Here is a 20,180-nt window from a genome sequence, read left to right as displayed (position 1 = left end):
TACTACTCTCCCAGCAAACCATAAACTACTTTTCTATTTTATAAATCCTTCGTCAAGCTTCCACTTTGACTTCTTGTTTTTGCATAAGCTACTAATAAAATAGTGCCAATGATTCCGACTGTGACCATGTTAGCGATACCGGCTCCAATTCCTTGGACATATACTTTATTAGCCGGCTCTGCATAAATCCATACATCTAATGTTGGAGCAACAACAAACCAGCCAATAGCTTGGGCAATTACTTGAACAATGTTAAATGTAACAATCTTCTTCATATTGATAATTCCTGATTCAAGATCAATTTTGTTTTTAGCAAGACCAAATAAAAATCCAACAAGCATAGAAACAACAACCCAGCTCCACCAAATAGAACCATACGAAATTGCATCATTTAATGCATGGCCAATTAATCCAATCAATGCCCCTGCAATGGGACCGAACACTAAAGCCATTAATGCTAAGAATGCATATGATGTTTGAACGGTAGTATTTGGGATTGGTGTTGGAATTGCTGCAAACTTCGCCAAAATCACAAAAACAGCAGCCCCAATTCCGATAGCAACAATCGTTTTAATTGATAAACTTTTCATAACTCTCTTCCCCCTAATAATTTTCTAAAATAAAAGTTAATTATAAATGATTTTCGGAACCTTGCGAATATAGATTTTCCAATTAGTTCCTGTCTCGATATGATAGGCCTTGGCAAATGAACCTTGGTTGATAGCTACCCCAATTTTATCAAGAGAATTAATAAACAGTAACGGTTCGCCCAGATGGCTATCTGCGAAAGAGCGTCCATATGTCATAATATTTTTATAGACTTGGCGAGTTTCATTTTCAATGGTCACTTCAAAATGATCTCCATACTCCACATTTAGTTGCTTGAACGTCTCTCGCTCAATATTCGTCCATAGATTACCAAAACGAATATCAAGAATATCAATTGTCCCTAAGACACCATCCGTTTGAACAACTGCCTCTGTTGTTTGTAACTCAACCAGAGAATCAATAGGAACAAGAGGGCCAACCTCTTCATATGAGATTACTCCTGACGCAAGTCTTGCCCCTGTAAAAGCATAGACATCTCTACCATGAAATGTATAGGATTCACCTGAGAAAGGTAAGCGATTTATGCTCTCGTCAATGATCCTCACCTCTTTAATCCCGAGTATTTTTTGAATATGTGTGACCGTACCATTGTCAGGCGTTACAATATATTGATTTGTGCCTGTCTTCACCACGATACTACGCCGATCAGAACCGACACCCGGGTCAACAACAGATACAAATACAGTGCCTTCTGGCCAGTAGGTAATCGTCTGATATAATCGATAAGAGCCTTCCCAAATATTATATTGCGGAATGTCGTGGGTTAGGTCAAAAATTCTCAGTGTTGGATCTACCGAAATTGCTACACCATACATTGCACTTACAGCACCATCACTTAAACCAAAGTCCGTTTGTAATACTAGATGATTTTTCGTCACTGTAAATTCCTCCATTTTTTTGTTATTTAACGGGCATACCCGTTTTTTGGAAATAAAAAAACCACGTCATTATCAAATACGATAAGGACGTGGTTTATCTCACGTGGTACCACCTTAGTTCACTGTTTACTCACGCAAACAGTCTCAGCAAGTACGCAGGTCTAATCTTAGCCTGGATACTGTGGTATTGATAACGAGTACCAAATCTCGTCGGAACCTACTCATAACAATCGTTACTTTCAGCACGAAACTCAGAGGCCATTGTTCAGATTTGTATTTTTGCTTCTTTTCAGCTACCGAAGCTTTCTGTGTAAAATAGCTAAATCCTACTTTTTCTCTTCATCGTCTTTACTTAAGGTTAGTATTCTAATTGTTGAGAGTAATTATATCTGAACATTTTTTTAAAATCAAGTAAAAATGTTTTGAATTTTTTTAGATTTCTTTCAATGCTTGTCTTATATCTGCCTTTAAGTCCTCAATATGTTCTAATCCAACAGAATAGCGGACAAAATTAGCTGGGATACCCGCTGTTTTCATTTGTTCTTCATTCATGGCCCCTTCCCACATCGCCGCTGTATGAACAACTAATGAATCAACTCCACCTAAGCTAACTGCGTTCGTTGAAAGCTGTAATGCCGAAACAAATCTCTGCGTTGCTGCATAATCGCCCTTAACTGCAAACGCAATGACAGCCCCGTAGCCCTTCATTTGTTTTTGGGCGAGCTCATGCTGGGGATGACTTGGCAGACCCGGATAATACACTTTTTCAATTTGAGGTTGCTCCTCCAAGAATTCAGCTAAGGCTAATGCATTCGAATTGATCCGATCCATCCGCAATGGCAGTGTCCTTAAGCCCCTTAGCAGTAGCCAGGCATCCATCGGTGACAGGACAGAACCTATCGATGTATGGGTATCCCAAATTTTTTCTGCCAACTCAAAGCTTGTACATATAACACCAGCTGTGATATCGTGATGTCCCCCTAGATACTTTGTTGCACTATGTAAGACGACATCGACACCAACATCATGTGGTCGTTGATTAAGTGGTGAAGCAAATGTGTTATCAGCTACTACAATAATCTCTTGCTTCTTTGCTAACCTTACTACGGCTTCGAGGTCTGTTACAACCAAGGTTGGATTAGCAGGGGTTTCAAGCATAATCAGCTTTGTGTTAGGGCGGATTGCCTCTTCAAAAGCCGAAATATCAGATTGCTCTACGACTGTTACCTCAACACCAAACCTCGGAAGCATTTCATCCATAATTTTCGCGGTGCTCATATAGTGTCTTGTTTGTGCAATAACATGGTCCCCCGCTGAAACCAATGCTAAAATCGTAGACGATATAGCTCCCATTCCAGACCCCGTTACAAGTGCTGTTTCAGTTCCTTCTAGATCTGCCATTATTTTATTCACTCGTTCATGAAGGGGATTTCCATAACGGGTATAGTAGCTCGGATGAAGCGGTGTTCCTGCCATTTCTGCAAAATCAGCCGAATCCTCTGCCCTAAATGTTGATGAATAGTAAATAGCTGGTGAAACGCTCTTCTCTTTCTCTGCCCATTCATGGTCGCCATGTAATACAAGTGTTTCACTATTATACATTTGTGTTTTTTTAGTAGTCATCTTCTAGTCTTATTCTCCTCTGTTTTTATATAATTCTATATTTTTGGTATTTTTATTTCAATGATTATACCCTTTTAAAAATTGGTTTGCAGCTTAACGGGGAACGTAAAAAAAAGAATTGGCCCTGTGGAACCAATTCTTTAGGTAATATTTTTGTCTTATAAAATCGGGGATAAAAGCCTTGAGATCGATTCTTTGAACTTAATGTTAGCCCCTCTTTTTTCATATTCTTCTTTTGTGAGCAGTTTAGATAGCTTAATGTCTTCTTTAAAAATGGCAGTTAGCTCTTGAGAAATATTCCCGTCATATAAAAAAGCATTTACCTCAAAATTGAGCCGGAAGCTCCTGACGTCGATATTGGCTGTACCCACTGACGAAATCTCTTCGTCGACCACAAGTGTTTTAGAATGGATAAAACCATTACTGTAAATATAAACACGAGCTCCAACTGGCAGCAATTCTCCAATATGTGACAGGGTTGCCCAATACACAAAAGGATGGTCTGGTTTATCCGGAATCATAATATTCACTTTCACCCCTGAAAGGCATGCAACGCGTAACGCATCCAGTAAGCTTTTATCCGGTATAAAATAGGGTGTCTGCATATAAATCGATTTTTTAGCTGAGTAGATCATTTTGATATACGCATTTTTAATCTGCTCAAAGTCTGTATCAGGACCACTTGTCACAATTTGAATCCCGACATTGCCAAGTCTGACATTTTCAATCGGAAAAAGTTCAGGGTCATACATAATATCAAAATCTCGAGATGCTTGGTTCCAGTCTAAAATGAAGCGAACCTGCATCGTGTCAACTGCCGTTCCCCTTATGCGCAAATGAGTATCTCGCCAGTACCCAAACCTAGAATTCAGTCCAAGGTACTCATCCCCTACATTAAAGCCACCGACATATCCTACTTTTCCATCGATAATAACCAACTTCCGATGGTTTCGGAAATTCATCCGCAAATTGATAAAGCGTAGTTTTGAAGGGAAAAATACTTCAACTAGCCCGCCTGCTTCACGAAACTCTTTAAAAAACTTTTTTGTCAATGACCTAGAACCTAGCTCATCATAAAGGACGCGAACGGTTACACCCTCTTTAACTTTCCTTGTTAAATGCGCCATTAGTTTTCGGCCCAAATTGTCATTTTTAATAATATAATATTGCAAATGAATCGATTCTTGTGCTGCCTCAATATCCTCGAATAAACGTCGATATTTCTCTTGCCCATCTGTAAAAACTTCTACCGCATTATTTTTTGTAAACAAGGCATTCGCATTGACAAGGTTCATATAAATGAGGTCTTGATTATCTTGTGTAATGGGATTATTAAATAGAAATTTTTGTGTACGTAACAGTTCTTTTTGTTTTTCTAAAACCTCTTCTATCCCGCTCTTTTTTAAATCATCCCATTGAAATAGGTGGTCGCGTGTTAAATTTCTGCCTAGAATTAAATACAAAATAAATCCTGCTACCGGTATAAAGAAAAGGACTAATAACCACGCCCAGGTTGAACTAGCATCTCTTCTTTCCCGAAAGATGACAACCACGGCAAATACAATGTTTAAGACCATAACTAACCCTAATAATAACGATGTAATATTTACCATATTTCCCTCTCTCACCCGATTCATTCTCCATTCCAATATACTATATTTCAGAATGTTTATAAAATAATAAGCTACATTTGATGTATGGTCTTATACTCCTATGGTGTTATCGGTTCTTTACATTTTATTTTGATTTGACAGACTTTATATCAACTCTATGGTCTTTAACAAGAGCAAATTTTTTAAGAGCAAGAAACCTGGCTTTTTCAATAGCCAGGTTCCGTCCTTAATGAATATTTTTATCGACATACCGGCCATAATCCGGAATTGCAATTTGATCAAAGTCTTTAACTAATCTACCTAAAGATTCTTCCAACAACTCACCAGTCATCGGTAGCCCATGCCCCGTAACAGCAACACTTGGATGGAGCCCTGCCAATGTTTCTACAGACTTCTTTGCAGCCTCCCAATCTGTTGTTAAATACCTTGGCGGGCCACTAATTTCCTGTTCTTGGGTTATTACTTTATACAGAGATTCCTGTTTCACTGTTACAAACGCGTCTCCAGCAATGAGGGCACGGTCTTTTTCACGGAAAAAGGATACATGTCCTGGCGCATGTCCTGGGGTATGAATCCAACGGAATTCTGGCAATTGCGGAACTGTTCCGTCCGCAGGTAGTTTTTCCACATGACTTCCTAACTGAATTGGCTCATTCGGAAAAAGTGGTGACATCTTCGCAACCATTCCTCCTTCTACCGAAGAGTCCGGCTCAGGGTAACTTTGTTGCCCTGTTAAAAATGGCATTTCTAGCTCATGAGCGTAAACAGGTACATCCCAGTGCTTAACTAATTTAATAATTGCGCCAACATGATCAAAATGACCATGCGTTAACAAAATAGCCTTCGGACGACTATCCGTGCCAAAGCGTTCTTCACAAACGGAAATCATTTCCTCCGCAGATCCCGGCATGCCCGCATCCACAAGTACAAAATCCGATGTGCCAGGCTCTCCGACCAATACAAAATTCACGATTTGGATAGTATGACTATAAAGATCTGGCAGCACCTGTATCCCAATCCCACTACCAATAGAAGTTGCAGGAATAATTTTATAATCACTTCCATATTGCATATCCTTCTCCATAAAAATCCCCCTTACACATTTTACATACTGATAGTGTTTCACAGGATCTGTAATTTATTTATGAAGAAGCCTTATCCTCTACAAGATGACGTTTTCCCTTTTTAAAAAAAGTTTCAATCTAAATAAAAAGAACCGGTGGGCACCGGTTCTTTATGTATGCTTTTTTACTCGTTTTGGATAATGAAAAATCATCCTTAGGATTGTGTAAAATAGCAAAATAGTTACAATTGCATTTATAATCCAATGGGTCCCAATCAGTAAATTTGCAACCGCAAAGATAATAATGGGTTTTGTTAACGCAAATGCGCACATTTTCCAAAGAAATTGAAATTTCAACTGGCGGTGTGTGAGTTTACTGACCCCTACTCCTAACCCCGCTAATACAGAAATCCCAGCTATACCTAAAAACAGCATCAAAAACGGATAAAACAAAAGGATTTGGATGACATAAATATTTTGAGGGATATCACTTTCCTTATAGGAATCATCCAAAAGTAAATTAATTTCGATTGGAAGTGCGACGATAAACAATAATAACAGCAAAAAGAGAATTGTATTTCTCATTTCAAGCTTATTCAGTCGCTTCATTGCTGCCTTATTAGGTAATCGTAAACTATCCATTAATGTCTCAATGAGTTTCACTTAAAGCCACTCGCTTCGTTTAAAAATGGTAAAAATTTAAAGATACCTTTCTCCAACAAGAAAGGTATCCGTCGAGATTACTTATAAAATTCGTCAGGAATATTGCCAAATTTACGGTTGTGATAAAGTAGTGGTGGCTTGCTGTAGTTTTCAATTTCAACTACTTCACCAATTAAAATCGTATGGTCCCCCGCTTCAACCGTTTTAAAGGTTTTGCAGTGTAAAACGCCTGCAGCCCCCTTCAGGATCGGCAGATTGTTAGTAGACATCTCCCATTCACAATTCGCAAAACGATCTGTTCCCTTGCTTGCAAAAAGGGCGCAAATATCCCCTTGATCACCGGCTAAAACATGTACTGCAAATTTATCTGTTTTTGTAAAAATATCGTAGGTGGATACCCTTTTATCAATCGACCACAAAATCAATGTCGGATCCAATGAAACAGAGGCAAATGAGTTTACCGTTAATCCAAGTGGAACTCCATTTTCATCTGTTGTTGTAACAACGGTTACACCCGTTGGATAATTCCCCATGACATCTTTAAATGTCTGAACCTTCGTCTGATTATCCAATATTCACACACCTTTCTACATGATGGTATACATATTTTTGCTATTAAAAAATGCTTCATTTTTAGCTTACATAAAATCTTAGTATAACTATATCATGATTGCATTGACAATTCTATTCGAATGCCTAACGTTTAGACTTATAGATATTTCCTTGGCGAATCCATTTCGTTGCGACCCATTTTTCTCCCTCGGATACAGGTACACTTGAATGGAGAGACATCCGATCTACCTCACCCTTGCTGTTCCCGTACTGAAAATACACGGCAGATCCTTTCTTCGGAACAATTGAAACACCAGCTTTCGGAAAGACCGTTTCTCCCCCAGCTGGTACATCATTTAAATAGATGAGGAACGTACCGACCCGCTGGCCCCCTTTTTCGGGGTCTATCTTACTTGGTGGAAAATAATCAAAATGGCTTTTATATTCCTCACCAATGCCATAATTCAAGACCTGCAGCCCCTCTCCATTTTCCACGGGAAACTCAGTCAATTCCGAGATCCTTTTTTCTATTTTTTGAATAAACTCATTTTCTTGTAAATAAAAAGACATTCCCTTACTCGTTCGACCGGTTGCCGCTTTTTCTTCACCTGTCTTCGGGTCAATCACGGTTGAAGGCTTGAGGCGGCTTCTTGATAATTCAATTAACTGTTTACATTCCTCTTCGCTTAAGAAATGATCTAGATGTAAAATAAACGGCTTCTCTACTTTTGATAAGACCTTGATTTCTCGGTCGCTTGTGCGTAAGATACTTCCCTTTTTTGCGATTTCGGGCTGTTCATATTCATATGGGGCTTGTACACCAGGTGTGTTTATCGGTTTATTTCCGACAATTCGAAACAGAGTAGTATAAGAGAGTCTAGGGTCATAGCCTTTTCGAATCATTGCATCCACAATCGCTTCAGGGTTCACGCCACTGTTTAACGTTTTAATAATCCAATCCATGAGTGAGGCTGGAATTTGCTTTACTTTCTCCATTTCTTCCTCTCCTTTTGGGATGAGGGACCTGTCCCGCTGTCCCGAGCCCACGTTTTTACAAAAAGTAATCCCTTACATTTATTTTAATATATACAAGTAAATTTGTGGTAGTAATTACTTTTTTTCCAAAGATGGCACATAAAGGATTGCCATGTTTTCAACAAAAATAAAAGTAACCACAAGTGTAGTTACTAATTAGAATTGGTACTTTTTATGTATGATGGTTTAGACTCCAAAAAAATCTCGGGCTAGCTCTACGAATCCAATTTCGTCATCTGGTACTTCATCTTCGTGAAAAATTGCGTCAACTGGGCAAACAGACACACATGCCCCACAGTCAATACAAATATCAGGGTTGATATAATACTGATCATCACCAGGCTCAATACAATCAACAGGACACACCTCTACACATTCTGCTGCCTTCTCCGCCCCACATGGAGACGTGATTACATATGCCACTCAAATCCCCCCTATCTGAAGACCCTCTAGTAGACTAGATGTCTTCCATATTTACTACACCCTATGTTGCTTGTCAGGGAAGTATTCCGGATATTGGGATTTCATTTTCTTTACTTCTCTGTAGCATTGATGTTAATCCTTTGAAGAGCCGGGCGAAGGACCGAACGGAGTGGATGCACTTTCCGGAATGGTCTTCATCAAGCGAATGAAGGCACGAATGACTCCAATACTCAATAGAAAAGTACTTCACCCCACTTCCCCTTATTAAATACCCCTGTAAAACCAAACAAAGGGCAAGATCAATTACGATCTCGCCCCATCATTACCCAAACATTTATTCACTCTTTTGCCCCGTATACACGTGAATGGCATCTCTTAGGAACTCTGCGGTTCCTGGCTGTTCTTTGTCGTAATACGCTGTGAATCTTTCGTCATCGACATACATTTGTGCTAAGCCTGCATGTGCCTCTTTTGAGTAGCTCGGCCAGAAAAACATGAGCCACTGCTTGTGTAAATCTGCTGCCTTTTGTGCTAGTTCCCCTGAAGCGTCGCCTGTCTTCATCGCTTCCTTTAGGGTTTCCATTAACTCTTCACTAAGACGGGTCACTGCATCATGATCTTCTTTAGACATGTTCTTAAATTTCTCGTTTGATTGTTGAACGGTTTCTTCGCCATATTTTTCACAGATTTCTATTCCGTATTTTCGCTCGTTTTCTTCAATGGCTTTCTTTTTAAAGCCTTCAAATTTTTCTTGATCAGACATTGTTATTCTCCCTTCTTTTTGCGCAATTGTCTTTTCGACATTGGCAATTAATTGATCTATTTGTTTTCGTTTATCAAGGAGCTGCTTTCGATGTTCTTCTAGTGCCTTGAATTCATCGAAAGCAGGGTTTGTTATGATTTGTTTAATATCAGTTAGATTGACCCCAAGCTCACGGTAAAAAAGGATTTGCTGGAGACGGTTAACTTCATCTTGTCCATAGATTCGATACCCCGATGAATTGATTCTTGCCGGCTTAAGAATCTCAATCTCATCATAATACCTCAGTGTTCTTGTGCTGACTCCCGCTAGCTTTGCTAGCCTTTGAACCGTGTATTCCATCTCATCACCCCCTGATATTTTCACTTTACACCTTGACGTAACGTCAAGGTCAACACCTCTTTTAACTATTTTTACATAAAAAAACCCTACAAGATATGTTTAACCTTGTAGGGTGTAATCAATTAGTTTTCTTGTATGTTTTTACGATCTTTCTTAAAGATTTTTGACAGGATTTCATAGACAATCGGAACGACTAGCAGTGTTAATAATGTCGAACTTGCTAGACCGCCGATAACGGTAATACCAAGCCCTTTCGAAATTAAGCCACCGCCGCCTTCGCCGAATAATAACGGAATCAATGCACCCATTGTCGCGATTGCTGTCATTAAAATTGGACGCAGACGGGTTGAACCAGCTTCAAGGATTGCTTCACGCATTGTCATTCCCTCACGCTCCATATGAATAATACGGTCGACTAGAACGATTGCGTTTGTTACAACAATACCAATTAACATCAATAGACCCATCATTACGGATACGGAAATGGTTTCATCAGCAATCAATAAACCAACGAATGAACCAATGACCGCAAATGGAAGGGAGAATAGAATCGCAAATGGCGCAACCCCCTCACCGAATGTCACAACAAGAATGAAGTATACAATTGCTATCGCAGCAAGCATTGCAAGACCTAGCTGGGTAAATGTTTCAACCATGTCCGCTTGAACGCCAGCCACCCCTAACGTTACACCTTTAGGAAGGTCAAGCTTATCAATGTCTTTTCCAACCTTGGATGTGACTTTTGAAATGTCATCACCAATTATGTTTCCTGAAACGGATGCATAGTACTCACCTTTACTACGAGCAAGTGTATTTAATGTTGTTCCTTCCTTAACCTCTACCAACTCAGAAAGCGGTAATGCGGTGCCTGTTGCTGTCGGAACCTGTGTTGCAAGAAGGTCATCGATTGATTTAGGTGTCGCTACTTTTTCCTGCTGAACAACAACCTCTATCGTATTTCCGTCTTTTTCAACTGTAGTTAAAACCTCTTGTGAACGATCTGGATTTAACATCATGACAATCTGACCTGTTGTAAGTCCATACTGCAGTAGATTATCTTGCTCGACGTGGAATGTGTACTCAACATACGCATCCTCCGCACTTGAAGAAACATCCTCCAAGCCGTCTGCATCATTCATGACATCTTCAACCATATCAACTGCATCATAAAGCTTATTTAAATCTTCACTATATAATGTATAACTTACTTCACTTGAATTCATAGACATTGACGAGAAGTTTTGGCTCTTCCACTCACCGGATTGGCCAATATTAAACACATACTCCTCAATTTCCTCACGGACTTCAGGGAAATTATCCATCTCTGGGTCAAAAATGAGGTACATAAGTGCACCGTCACCTCCGCCTCCCATCATCGCGGCCATCGGATCTCCACTTTCCGTAACTGAAAGTTGAAGAATATCAATGTCTTCTCGCTTTAATAACTCGTCTTCAACAGCTGCCACATTCTCAAGTGTTTCATCCTTTAACTCACCAGTACCTGGTGTGTAGGTTAAATACATAACCTTCTCTTCTTCACTACCCATAAAACTAAAACCAATTAAAGGTGTTAATGCTACGCTGCCCCCTAATAATAAGATTGATAGGACAGATACAATGATTTTATGATTGAGTGACCAATTTAAAATACCTTTGTACCAATTTGCAAGCTTACCTGCCTCTTTATGTTTCGCTTCTGTTTTTTCAATATAAAGCTGTTTTTTAAAGAGTGTATGAGATAATGCCGGTACAATTGTGATCGCGACTAATAGGGAAGCACCTAAAGCGAAAGTCATTGTTAATGCGAACGGCATGAACAACTCGCCAACCATTCCTCCTACGAAAATAAGTGGTGCGAAGACTGCAACCGTAACTAATGTAGATGAAAGGATTGGTTTGAACATTTCAAGCGTTGCTTCACGAATTAATGCTCGACCATTTAATTTTTCTTCTTTTAAATGAAGTCTTCGATATATGTTTTCTACTACTACGATGGAGTCATCGATTACCCGGCCAATCGCAACGGTTACGGCTCCTAGTGTCATTAAGTTCAGCGTAATATCCAACCACTTCAATAACAATAATGCCATAAAAATGGAGACTGGAATTGATACTATCGAAATAATCGTTGATCTAAAATTCCGTAGGAAAAGTAAAATAATCAACACTGCAATTAAACCACCAAAGAGTGCTTTTTCAACCATTGTCGAAACGGATTGTTCAATCGGCTCACCTTGGTCTAGCGATACATCGATGACAAGGCCCTCGATGCGCTCTTGTTCATCCTTAATAAGATCCTTTACCTCATTTACAACATCCACTGTGTTAGCCTGTTGCTCTTTGACAATTTGAATCGCAATGGCATCTTTTCCGTTCGTACGTGAAACGGATTGAACGCGTCCAACCTCTTCAATTGTTGCGATCTCACCAAGCTTTATAAAAGGTACAGGGTTATTTTCGGAAGGTGTAACAGGAATTAACATTTCCTTCAATTCATCTGCTGTCATGAATTTTCCATCAATCGAAACTGCCTGTTCGCCTTCTTCAAATTCAAAAAGACCTAATGATACAGCCAAATCACTAGCTTGAATCATTTGCTTAACTGTGTCTTCCGTTAAGTCAAGTTTAGCCATTTTTTCTTTATTATAGGTAAGTTGTACTTCCTCAATATGCTGGCCTGTGATTGTTGCGGAGCCAACTCCATCCAACTTTTCAATTTTCGGAAGTAAAACATCTTCAACTGTTGATGTTAATTCCACAATGTCTTCAGTTGTACTACTTACGCTAAGAGCGACAACCGGCATCATGTTCATGCTAATTGCTGTAATGACTGGCTTTTGCGCATTTTCCGGTAAAGTTACTGCGTCTAACGCAGACTGAAGTTCACGCTTAGCCTCATCCATATCCTCCCCATAGTCATATTCAACCTGAATATTCGCCATGTTTGAATAGGAATTTGAATAGACGGACTTAACTCCATCCAGTCCTTCGACCGCTTTTTCAATTGGCATCGAGACATCTTCCATTACCTGTTCAGGAGTTGCTCCAGGATACACATCCATTACCATAAGGAATGGAATTGATATATCTGGAATCGTTTCTGTCTTCATTTGTGTACCCGAATAAATACCAGATACCGTGATAATGATTGTTAACAACCAAACCGCGAGTTTGTTTTTTAATACAAAATTGGCTATACCTCTCACACTTACACCTACCCTAGATTGACTTGTTTAACCCATTTATTTATAATAATGACCATTCAGTCATTTGTCAATGATAGACAATAGGAGAGAAACAGCATATGGTGAAAAAACAGTTAATTATGGAAAAAGCACTTGAACTTTTCGCAAAGCAAGGATTCGAAGCAACTTCTGTTCAACAAATAACCGACCAATGCGGCATTTCAAAGGGAGCCTTTTATCTTTCCTTTAAGTCTAAGGATGAATTAATTATTGCTTTAATTGACCAATTCATGGAACAAATTTATGCCGACATTGACCATGTAGTCAGAAATAAGAAGGATGAAAAAAATCTTCTATATGATTTTTACTATGTAAGCTTTCAATCCTTTGGACAACATACGGACTTCGCCAATATTCTAATGAAGGAGTATACGCAGTCTCTTAACGAAAAGCTTATCATTAAGTTGCGCAACTTCGATAAACTTATTAATTCTACAATTCTCTCGATGATTGACCGCATCTACGGAGAAAAAGTAGATCAAACGAAATATGATTTACTCTATTGCATTAAAGGTTTTATGCGCATGTATTCGGAGCTTTTTTTGTATCAGGATTTTCCATTAGATGTGGAAGTCCTTTGTAAATCCCTTGTGGAGAAAACGGATCTTTTGGCTCAAGGAATGAACATTCCGTTTCTGCAAAAAGAGCATATGGACCTGTCCATTTTTCAATTAAACGGAGATATAACGGAGGAAGAATTGAGTTCTTTGATTGACGAGAAAGTAAAAGAAATGGAGGATTCGATTGAAAGAGAGTCATTACTTCTTTTACAGGAACAGGTGCAAAAACAAACGTTTAACCAGGCAATCATCAAAGGACTCCTCGAAAATATCCGTAACCATCCCCATTGCAAGTGGATTGCATACTTATTAGGAAAATATTTTACATGATGAAGTGGACGAAGTATTGGTTCAAGTATCACCCTCACTATAAGGCTCAAAGGAGAGGCAAAACCAATAGACAGCAGGGTGTACGGTCCGAATAAATAACTTTATTAAAAATAATGCTAATATTATAACGGCATATTTTTTTCTGATAATAAAAATAACAAAAAGATATCAAATATATTGACAACTCTATTATACCGATGTATAGTTTGTTTTATATTAAAAATACTTCTTATCAAGAGAGGTGNNAGGTGGAGGGACTGGCCCTACGAAACCTCGGCAGCGGACAATTATGTACCGTGCCAATTCCAGCAAGTAAACTTGAGAGATAAGAAGAGGATATCGGAACTGACCTTCTGCCCTCTTCTGTCTGAAGAGGGCTTTTTATATTTTTGTAAAATAATATTTTCTTAACATAAGAATAATTATCTTGTTCTTCAGAAATGTTGAGAAGATTTTTTAAGGACAGATGAAAGGGGATTAAACATGATAGAGTTTCAAGATTTAATCAAGGTATATGATAGCGGCGGCAAGAAAGTGCATGCCTTAAATAACGTCAATTTAAAAATTAACAAGGGTGAAATCTACGGGGTGGTCGGATTCAGTGGCGCTGGCAAAAGCTCATTAATCCGCTGTGTCAATTTCCTTGAACGTCCAACTTCTGGGAAGGTCATTGTGGACGGCCATGACTTAACGGCTCTCTCAGAAAAGCAAATCCGTGAAGTAAAGAAAAATATCGGGATGGTGTTTCAGCACTTTAACCTATTAAACTCAAAAACGGTATACGCCAATATTGCAATGCCACTTATTTTAAGCAAAACACCAAAAGAGCAAATTAAAACGCGTGTGGCAGAGCTGCTTGAATTTGTTGGTTTAGGTGATAAGGCGGATGTCTATCCAGACCAACTTTCCGGAGGGCAAAAGCAACGGGTTGGTATCGCTAGAGCGTTGGCTACGCAGCCTTCAATCCTTCTTTGCGATGAAGCGACGTCTGCTCTTGATCCGCAGACAACTAGCTCTATCTTGCAACTATTGAAAAAGATCAATAAGGAATACAATATTACCATTTTAATGATAACCCATGAAATGTCCGTGATTCGTGAGATTTGTGATCGTGTAGCTGTCATGGAAGCAGGACAAGTGATAGAAGAGGGAACCGTCTTTGATGTCTTTTCCGCACCAAAGACACAAACCGCACAAAACTTTGTCAGCACGGTAATGCATGATCAAATTCCTGAATCTATTTTGAACATGATTAATAGCAATCAAGGATCTCAGAACATTTTCCGAATCAGCTTTATCGGCCAGTCAACAGGCAAGCCATTTTTATCACAGCTCGCTAAAAAATTGGATATCGATATCAATGTACTGTTCGGCAGCATCACAGAACTTCAAGGCACCCCATTTGGTAACTTGATCGTGGAAATTCAGGGACCTGATGCAGAAGTAAAACGCGCCCTAACGTATATGCAATCAAAACAAATCAGCTTCAAGGAAGTGACATCCCATGCTAGTTAACACAGACCAAATCATCGAAGCAGTTATTGAAACGATTCAAATGGTTGCCTTTTCCTTTGTCTTTTCAATTATTCTCGGTCTGCCACTGGGTATTCTCCTTTTTGTTACCCGCAAAGGTCAGATACTTGAGAATTTGCCGGTTTTTACCGTCGTTAATGCAATCATAAATGTTTTCCGTTCCATCCCATTCATTATTTTATTAGTAGCGATTATCCCGGTAACCCGCTTGATTGTCGGAACATCGATTGGTACAGCTGCGGCGATTGTTCCGCTCGTTTTTTACGCTGGACCATATATTGCTAGATTAGTAGAAAGCTCATTACTTGAAGTGGACGAGGGTGTTCTGGAAGCAGCCAATGCGATGGGAGCTACTCCCTTCCAAACGATTTTCCGATTCTTACTTCCAGAAGCGCTTAGTTCGTTAGTCGTTAACTTTACAATTGCGACAATCGGGCTGATCGGTGCTTCTGCCATGGCGGGCACCGTCGGTGGAGGAGGAATTGGTGACCTGGCTATTACTTACGGTTACCAACGCTTTGATACAACTACAATGATCATTACCGTTGTCATTCTGATTGTGATGGTACAAGGCCTGCAATCGTTCGGCAACACTTTATCCAAAAAAATACGAAGAAGATAATCATCTAGGAGGAAACTTATCATGAAAAAATTAGTCTTAACCATTCTTTTAGTGGCATTAGTCGCATTTACAGCTGCATGTTCTAGCAACAGTGCAAGCGGCAAAGAATCAGAAACAAAACACGTTAAAATTGGTATCACCGGCACAGACACACGTACATGGGACTATGTAGCTGAAAAAGCGGCAAAAGAAGGTATTGAAATTGAACTTGTTTCATTTAGTGACTATGTTCTGCCAAACACAGCGCTTGCTGATGGCGAATTAGATGCTAACTCTTTCCAGACTGTTGCCTACTTTGACCAATTTATTGAAGAGCATAATCTAGACCTAGTTCCGATTGCGACAACGTATCTTGCGCCAATGGCGATTTACTCAGACAACCTGAAAGATGTAAAAGAAATCAAAGACGGTGCGAAAATTGCTTTACCAAATGATGTGTCTAACCAAGGAAGAGCCCTTTTATTACTTCAAGAAGCTGGTCTGCTTAAACTAGTTGATAATTATGATGGCCTTGGTTCAATTGAAGAAGCCGTAGTTGAAAATCCAAAAAATATTGAACTAATCCCTACTGCTCCTGCTCAAATTCCAAGAGCCCTACCTGATGTAGATGCAGGTGTTATCAATAACGGATTTGCAAGAGATGCTGGATTAAACCCAATTAACGGTTCTATTTTCCACGAAAGCGAAACAGCGATTGACTATCTAAACATTATTGCAGTTAACAAGGAAGATAAAGACGACAAAACATTAAATCGTATTGCTGAACTATTCCAAGAGGAAGATACAGCTGATTTTATTAACGAAGAACATGGCGGAACACTAATTCCAACCTTTGTTCCACTAGAAAATATTGGCTGGTAATCACCAAACCTTGAGGGAAACTTAGTTTCCCTCTTTTACATAATAAAGGAGGAAATGGACATGACTCAAGTTATCACGCAATTAACGGAAGCAATTAAAGCAAATATTGATGCAAATAAAGAACGCTACATTGAAACAAGCCACAAGATCCATGCGAATCCAGAGATCGGCAATGAGGAATTTTTCGCTTCTGAACAATTAACAAAGATTCTTGAAGATGAAGGTTTCTCTGTTGAAAAAGACGTAGCCGGCCACAAGACTGCTTTTATTGCCCGGTTTAAATCAGAAAAGCCTGGTCCAACCATCGCCTTTTTAGCTGAATATGACGCTCTCCCTGGTTTAGGCCACGCTTGCGGTCATAATATCATTGGAACATTGAGTGTTGCTGCAGCGGTTGGATTAAGCAAGGTGATTGCGGAGACTGGCGGCGAGGCAGTTGTGTTTGGAACCCCTGCTGAAGAAGGTGGACCAAATGGCAGTGCAAAAGGAAGCTTCGTTAAACACGGATTGGTTGAAGGTATCGATGCAGCGATGATGATCCATCCACAAGGAAAAACAAGCCTTACTTCTCCTTCCCTGGCTGTAGACCCGCTTGACTTCGAATTCATTGGAAAATCAGCTCACGCAGCTGCCGCTCCACATAAAGGAATCAATGCCCTAGATGCTGTCATTCAGTTATTCAACGGTATCAATGCTCTTCGCCAGCATGTCACAGACGATGTCCGCATTCACGGTATCATCACACATGGCGGTGATGCGCCAAACATCGTTCCTGATTATGCGAAAGCCCGATTCTTTATCCGTGCTGCTACAAGAACGGGGCTTAATGAAGTTACCAAGCGAGTAAAAGCAATTGCTGAAGGCGCGGCTCTAGCTACAGGTGCAAAGCTCAATGTGATTGCCTTTCAAAACGAAGTCGATAACTTGTTGTTAAACGATGCATTCAACGCGGTGTTTAAAGAAGTCATTGAAGATTTGGGAGAAAATGTTGCGGACGAAAGAGAAGGAATTGGTTCAACAGATGCTGGTAACATCAGTCAAGTTGTGCCAACCATTCACCCATATATTAAAATTGGATCGGATGAGCTTGTTCCTCATACTGTGCCATTTAGAGAAGCTGCAGCATCTGAACAAGGTGACCAGGCTCTAATCAAAGGCGCTAAAGCACTTGGCCTTACCGCCTTACGCCTGATCACAGAGCCACAACTACTCGATATCATCAAGGACGAGTTCAAACAAAGAAAAGCTGCAGAACAAGCAAAGTAAGACAATCTTCTCAAGAATTTTTCTTGAATATAAAATCCACTTCACAAACGATGAAGTTTATAAGAATGGTAATGTAACAGAATCATCAAGACCTACAATGAAAATGGATTTACAATCCTTTAAGTACGGAAATATTCAATTACTCGATTTAGAAACTCAACAAACATTTCTTTATGAAAAGGAATAATTTCACCATATTAAATTAATTAAAACTTGAAATATATCAAAAAACTTGGTATCATACTAACAAATCAAAAAAGGCTATATGTGACTGGCGTACGCGGCAAACCGCGAGGGAGCATATAGTGTCGGAGCCGTTCGCCTGGGCAGAGGTAAGGGAAAGTCCCTTGCCTCTTTCTGTTTATATATGGGTTAAGGTGCCTTTTTTCAACCCCTAACAGATCCAGACCTCATAAAATTGTATTTTAATGTTTTCCATACTTAAAATTTTGTTCAGGAAAGAGGTAAACGAAATGAGCACACTTATTGAAAATCAGGTAAAAACGATTAAAACATTAAATAATATCGCCGAAAGCGGCCTAAAGGTGTTTAAGAATGATCAATTTACAATTGATGATCAAAGCGAGAACCCTGATGCAATTGTCGTTCGCAGCTTCGATATGCATGACTACGAGCTTGGTGATAACCTAAAATCCATTGCACGCGCAGGTGTTGGTGTTAATAACATTCCAATCCAAAAATGCACTGAAAAAGGTATTGTAGTTTTTAATACACCAGGGGCCAACGCAAACGCTGTAAAAGAAATGGTTTTAACTGCTTTAATGGCTACATCCCGAAATCTTTTTGCCGGTATTTCTTGGACAAAAACTTTGGAAGACAAAGGTGATCAAATACCTGCTCTTGTTGAAAAAGGAAAAAAGCAATTTGTCGGAAAAGAAATTAAAGGAAAAACCTTAGGTGTTATTGGTTTAGGTGCAATTGGTGCGCTTGTTGCAAACGATGCTCTTGACTTAGATATGGATGTCATCGGATTTGATCCATTCATCTCTGTTGATACAGCTTGGAACTTATCACGTAATGTCGGGCGCGCAATGTCACTTGAACAGCTATTTGCGGAGTCTGATTATATTACCGTGCACGTTCCATTAACCAAGGATACAAAAGGAATGTTTAATAAAAAAGCATTTGATATCATGAAGCCAGGCGTTCACATTATCAACTTCTCACGCGGAGAGCTTGTGAATGAAATTGATATGGCTGTTGCACTTGAGGATGGCATCGTTGGAAAATACATGACAGATTTCCCTAATGAAAATGTTTTAAAAATGAAGAATACGATTTGCACACCACATCTTGGTGCTTCAACAAATGAATCCGAGGAAAATTGTGCGATTATGGCAGCTCGTCAAACAAAGGAATTTTTGCAAACCGGGAATATCAAAAACTCAGTAAACTTCCCGAATGCTTCACTTCCTTATACAGGAAAAACACGTGTTACAGCCTTCCATAAAAATGTACCAAACATGGTTGGCCAAATTACATCAGCTATCTCACTCTATGAGTTAAACATCGCAGACATGGTCAACAGAAGCCGTGGAGAATATGCATATACAATGATTGATATCGATAATGAGGTAACCTGCGATATTGTTCCTAGTTTACTAGAAAAAATCAAGCAAATTAACGGAATTATATCAGCACGCGTGATTTAAGGCAAAATTAGAAGCAAGGGGCCGTCCCCTTGCTTTTTTGTTTCCTTTTTGGTTGTGTTTTCTAGTTTGCCTATTGCTGGATTACATCATCTAATTTTATCCATTTGCGCACCTCTTTATTGTCTTTACTGATATATAGTCTCCTATTTTTTTCCGGTAGAGTGCCTCTTTTTCAACTTTGCTGGTTTACAGACTCCTAATTTTATCCAATTGAGCGCCTCTTTTTCGACTTTACTGGTTTACAGCCTCCTAATCTTATCCAGTTGACTGCCTCTTTTTGACTTTGTTGGTTTTCAGCTCCTAATCTTATCCAATTGAGCGCACCTTTTTCGACTTTGCTGGTTTTCAGTCTCCTAATCTTATCCAATAGACTGCCTCTTTTTTGACTTTGCAGGTTTACAGTCTCCTAATTTTATCCAATTTAGCGCTTATTTTTCGACTTTACTGGTTTACAGTCTCCTAATCTTATCCAATAGACTGCCTCTTTTTTGACTTTGCAGGTTTACAGTCTCCTATTTTTTTCCGATTT

The 20,180-nt window shown here is 39.4% G+C and carries 18 protein-coding genes, 2 riboswitches and 1 other annotated feature; of the genes, 7 read left to right on the top strand and 11 right to left on the bottom strand.

From position 1 onward, the window contains the following. Positions 1 to 38: 38 nt before the first annotated feature. The 11 genes from V7138_RS11775 to V7138_RS11725 all read right to left on the bottom strand — a co-directional run bounded on the left by V7138_RS11775 (position 39) and on the right by V7138_RS11725 (position 12,767). A complete protein-coding gene (locus V7138_RS11775; protein WP_335397419.1) occupies positions 39 to 590 on the bottom strand; it encodes an ECF-type riboflavin transporter substrate-binding protein in 552 nt (183 codons plus the stop codon). 36 nt (positions 591 to 626) lie between these two features. Beyond that, positions 627 to 1,487 (bottom strand): SAM hydrolase/SAM-dependent halogenase family protein, encoded by an 861-nt coding sequence (locus V7138_RS11770; RefSeq protein WP_335397416.1) that lies wholly within the window; start codon positions 1,485 to 1,487, stop codon positions 627 to 629. 80 nt (positions 1,488 to 1,567) lie between these two features. Further along, positions 1,568 to 1,839: a binding site (T-box leader), on the bottom strand. 80 nt (positions 1,840 to 1,919) lie between these two features. Further along, positions 1,920 to 3,110, bottom strand: coding sequence for a trans-sulfuration enzyme family protein (locus V7138_RS11765; protein ID WP_335397413.1), 1,191 nt, complete (start codon positions 3,108 to 3,110; stop codon positions 1,920 to 1,922). 158 nt (positions 3,111 to 3,268) lie between these two features. Beyond that, entirely contained in the window at positions 3,269 to 4,723 is a 1,455-nt protein-coding gene (gene cls / locus V7138_RS11760) for a cardiolipin synthase (protein WP_438824348.1), read from the bottom strand. 226 nt (positions 4,724 to 4,949) lie between these two features. Beyond that, a complete protein-coding gene (locus tag V7138_RS11755; protein WP_335397408.1) occupies positions 4,950 to 5,807 on the bottom strand; it encodes an MBL fold metallo-hydrolase in 858 nt (285 codons plus the stop codon). Positions 5,808 to 5,957: 150 nt separating this feature from the next. After that, positions 5,958 to 6,449, bottom strand: a complete 492-nt coding sequence (locus V7138_RS11750) for a DUF1189 family protein (RefSeq protein ID WP_335397405.1) — start codon at positions 6,447 to 6,449, stop codon at positions 5,958 to 5,960. 77 nt (positions 6,450 to 6,526) lie between these two features. Then, complete coding sequence (locus tag V7138_RS11745) at positions 6,527 to 6,982, bottom strand: flavin reductase family protein (RefSeq protein WP_438824354.1); 456 nt, start codon at positions 6,980 to 6,982, stop codon at positions 6,527 to 6,529. A 163-nt stretch (positions 6,983 to 7,145) separates the two neighbouring features. Then, on the bottom strand, positions 7,146 to 7,997 hold the full coding sequence (locus V7138_RS11740) for a 2OG-Fe(II) oxygenase (RefSeq protein ID WP_335397399.1): 852 nt from the start codon (positions 7,995 to 7,997) through the stop codon (positions 7,146 to 7,148). Positions 7,998 to 8,222: 225 nt separating this feature from the next. After that, complete coding sequence (locus tag V7138_RS11735) at positions 8,223 to 8,459, bottom strand: indolepyruvate ferredoxin oxidoreductase subunit alpha (RefSeq protein WP_335397396.1); 237 nt, start codon at positions 8,457 to 8,459, stop codon at positions 8,223 to 8,225. 334 nt (positions 8,460 to 8,793) lie between these two features. Then, positions 8,794 to 9,561 carry a MerR family transcriptional regulator gene (locus V7138_RS11730; protein ID WP_335397393.1) on the bottom strand — a complete coding sequence of 256 codons (768 nt, stop codon included), beginning with the start codon at positions 9,559 to 9,561 and terminating at the stop codon, positions 8,794 to 8,796. A 122-nt stretch (positions 9,562 to 9,683) separates the two neighbouring features. After that, positions 9,684 to 12,767, bottom strand: a complete 3,084-nt coding sequence (locus tag V7138_RS11725; RefSeq protein WP_335397390.1) for an efflux RND transporter permease subunit — start codon at positions 12,765 to 12,767, stop codon at positions 9,684 to 9,686. Positions 12,768 to 12,865: 98 nt separating this feature from the next. On the opposite strand from V7138_RS11725, the gene V7138_RS11720 reads away from it, so the two are divergent. The 7 genes from V7138_RS11720 to V7138_RS11695 all read left to right on the top strand — a co-directional run bounded on the left by V7138_RS11720 (position 12,866) and on the right by V7138_RS11695 (position 19,651). Next, positions 12,866 to 13,696: a TetR/AcrR family transcriptional regulator gene (locus V7138_RS11720; RefSeq protein ID WP_335397387.1), complete on the top strand. Its 831-nt coding sequence runs from the start codon at positions 12,866 to 12,868 to the stop codon at positions 13,694 to 13,696. A 226-nt stretch (positions 13,697 to 13,922) separates the two neighbouring features. Further along, positions 13,923 to 14,028, top strand: a riboswitch (SAM riboswitch). Positions 14,029 to 14,179: 151 nt separating this feature from the next. Beyond that, the gene (locus V7138_RS11715; protein WP_335397384.1) at positions 14,180 to 15,211 is read left to right on the top strand and encodes a methionine ABC transporter ATP-binding protein; all 1,032 of its coding nucleotides are present in this window, start codon (positions 14,180 to 14,182) and stop codon (positions 15,209 to 15,211) included. Further along, entirely contained in the window at positions 15,201 to 15,851 is a 651-nt protein-coding gene (locus tag V7138_RS11710) for a methionine ABC transporter permease (protein WP_335397381.1), read from the top strand. Before V7138_RS11715 ends, V7138_RS11710 begins: the two co-directional genes overlap by 11 nt. A gap of 21 nt (positions 15,852 to 15,872) precedes the next feature. Next, positions 15,873 to 16,712, top strand: coding sequence for a MetQ/NlpA family ABC transporter substrate-binding protein (locus V7138_RS11705; protein WP_335397378.1), 840 nt, complete (start codon positions 15,873 to 15,875; stop codon positions 16,710 to 16,712). A gap of 60 nt (positions 16,713 to 16,772) precedes the next feature. Beyond that, a complete protein-coding gene (locus V7138_RS11700) occupies positions 16,773 to 17,978 on the top strand; it encodes a M20 family metallopeptidase (protein WP_335397375.1) in 1,206 nt (401 codons plus the stop codon). Further along, positions 17,926 to 18,165 carry a DUF3994 domain-containing protein gene (locus V7138_RS25300; RefSeq protein WP_438824353.1) on the top strand — a complete coding sequence of 80 codons (240 nt, stop codon included), beginning with the start codon at positions 17,926 to 17,928 and terminating at the stop codon, positions 18,163 to 18,165. Before V7138_RS11700 ends, V7138_RS25300 begins: the two co-directional genes overlap by 53 nt. 70 nt (positions 18,166 to 18,235) lie before the next feature. Then, a riboswitch (ZMP/ZTP riboswitch) is annotated at positions 18,236 to 18,313 on the top strand. A 138-nt stretch (positions 18,314 to 18,451) separates the two neighbouring features. After that, entirely contained in the window at positions 18,452 to 19,651 is a 1,200-nt protein-coding gene (locus V7138_RS11695) for a phosphoglycerate dehydrogenase (protein ID WP_335397372.1), read from the top strand. The last annotated feature ends 529 nt before the right edge of the window (positions 19,652 to 20,180 follow it).

It is taken from the genome of Bacillus sp. JJ1533 (genome assembly GCF_036965045.1).
Classification (GTDB): domain Bacteria; phylum Bacillota; class Bacilli; order Bacillales; family Bacillaceae_L; genus Ferdinandcohnia.
The sequence above is the reverse complement of the archived record's forward strand: the minus strand, read 5'-3'. Positions and strand labels throughout refer to the sequence as shown.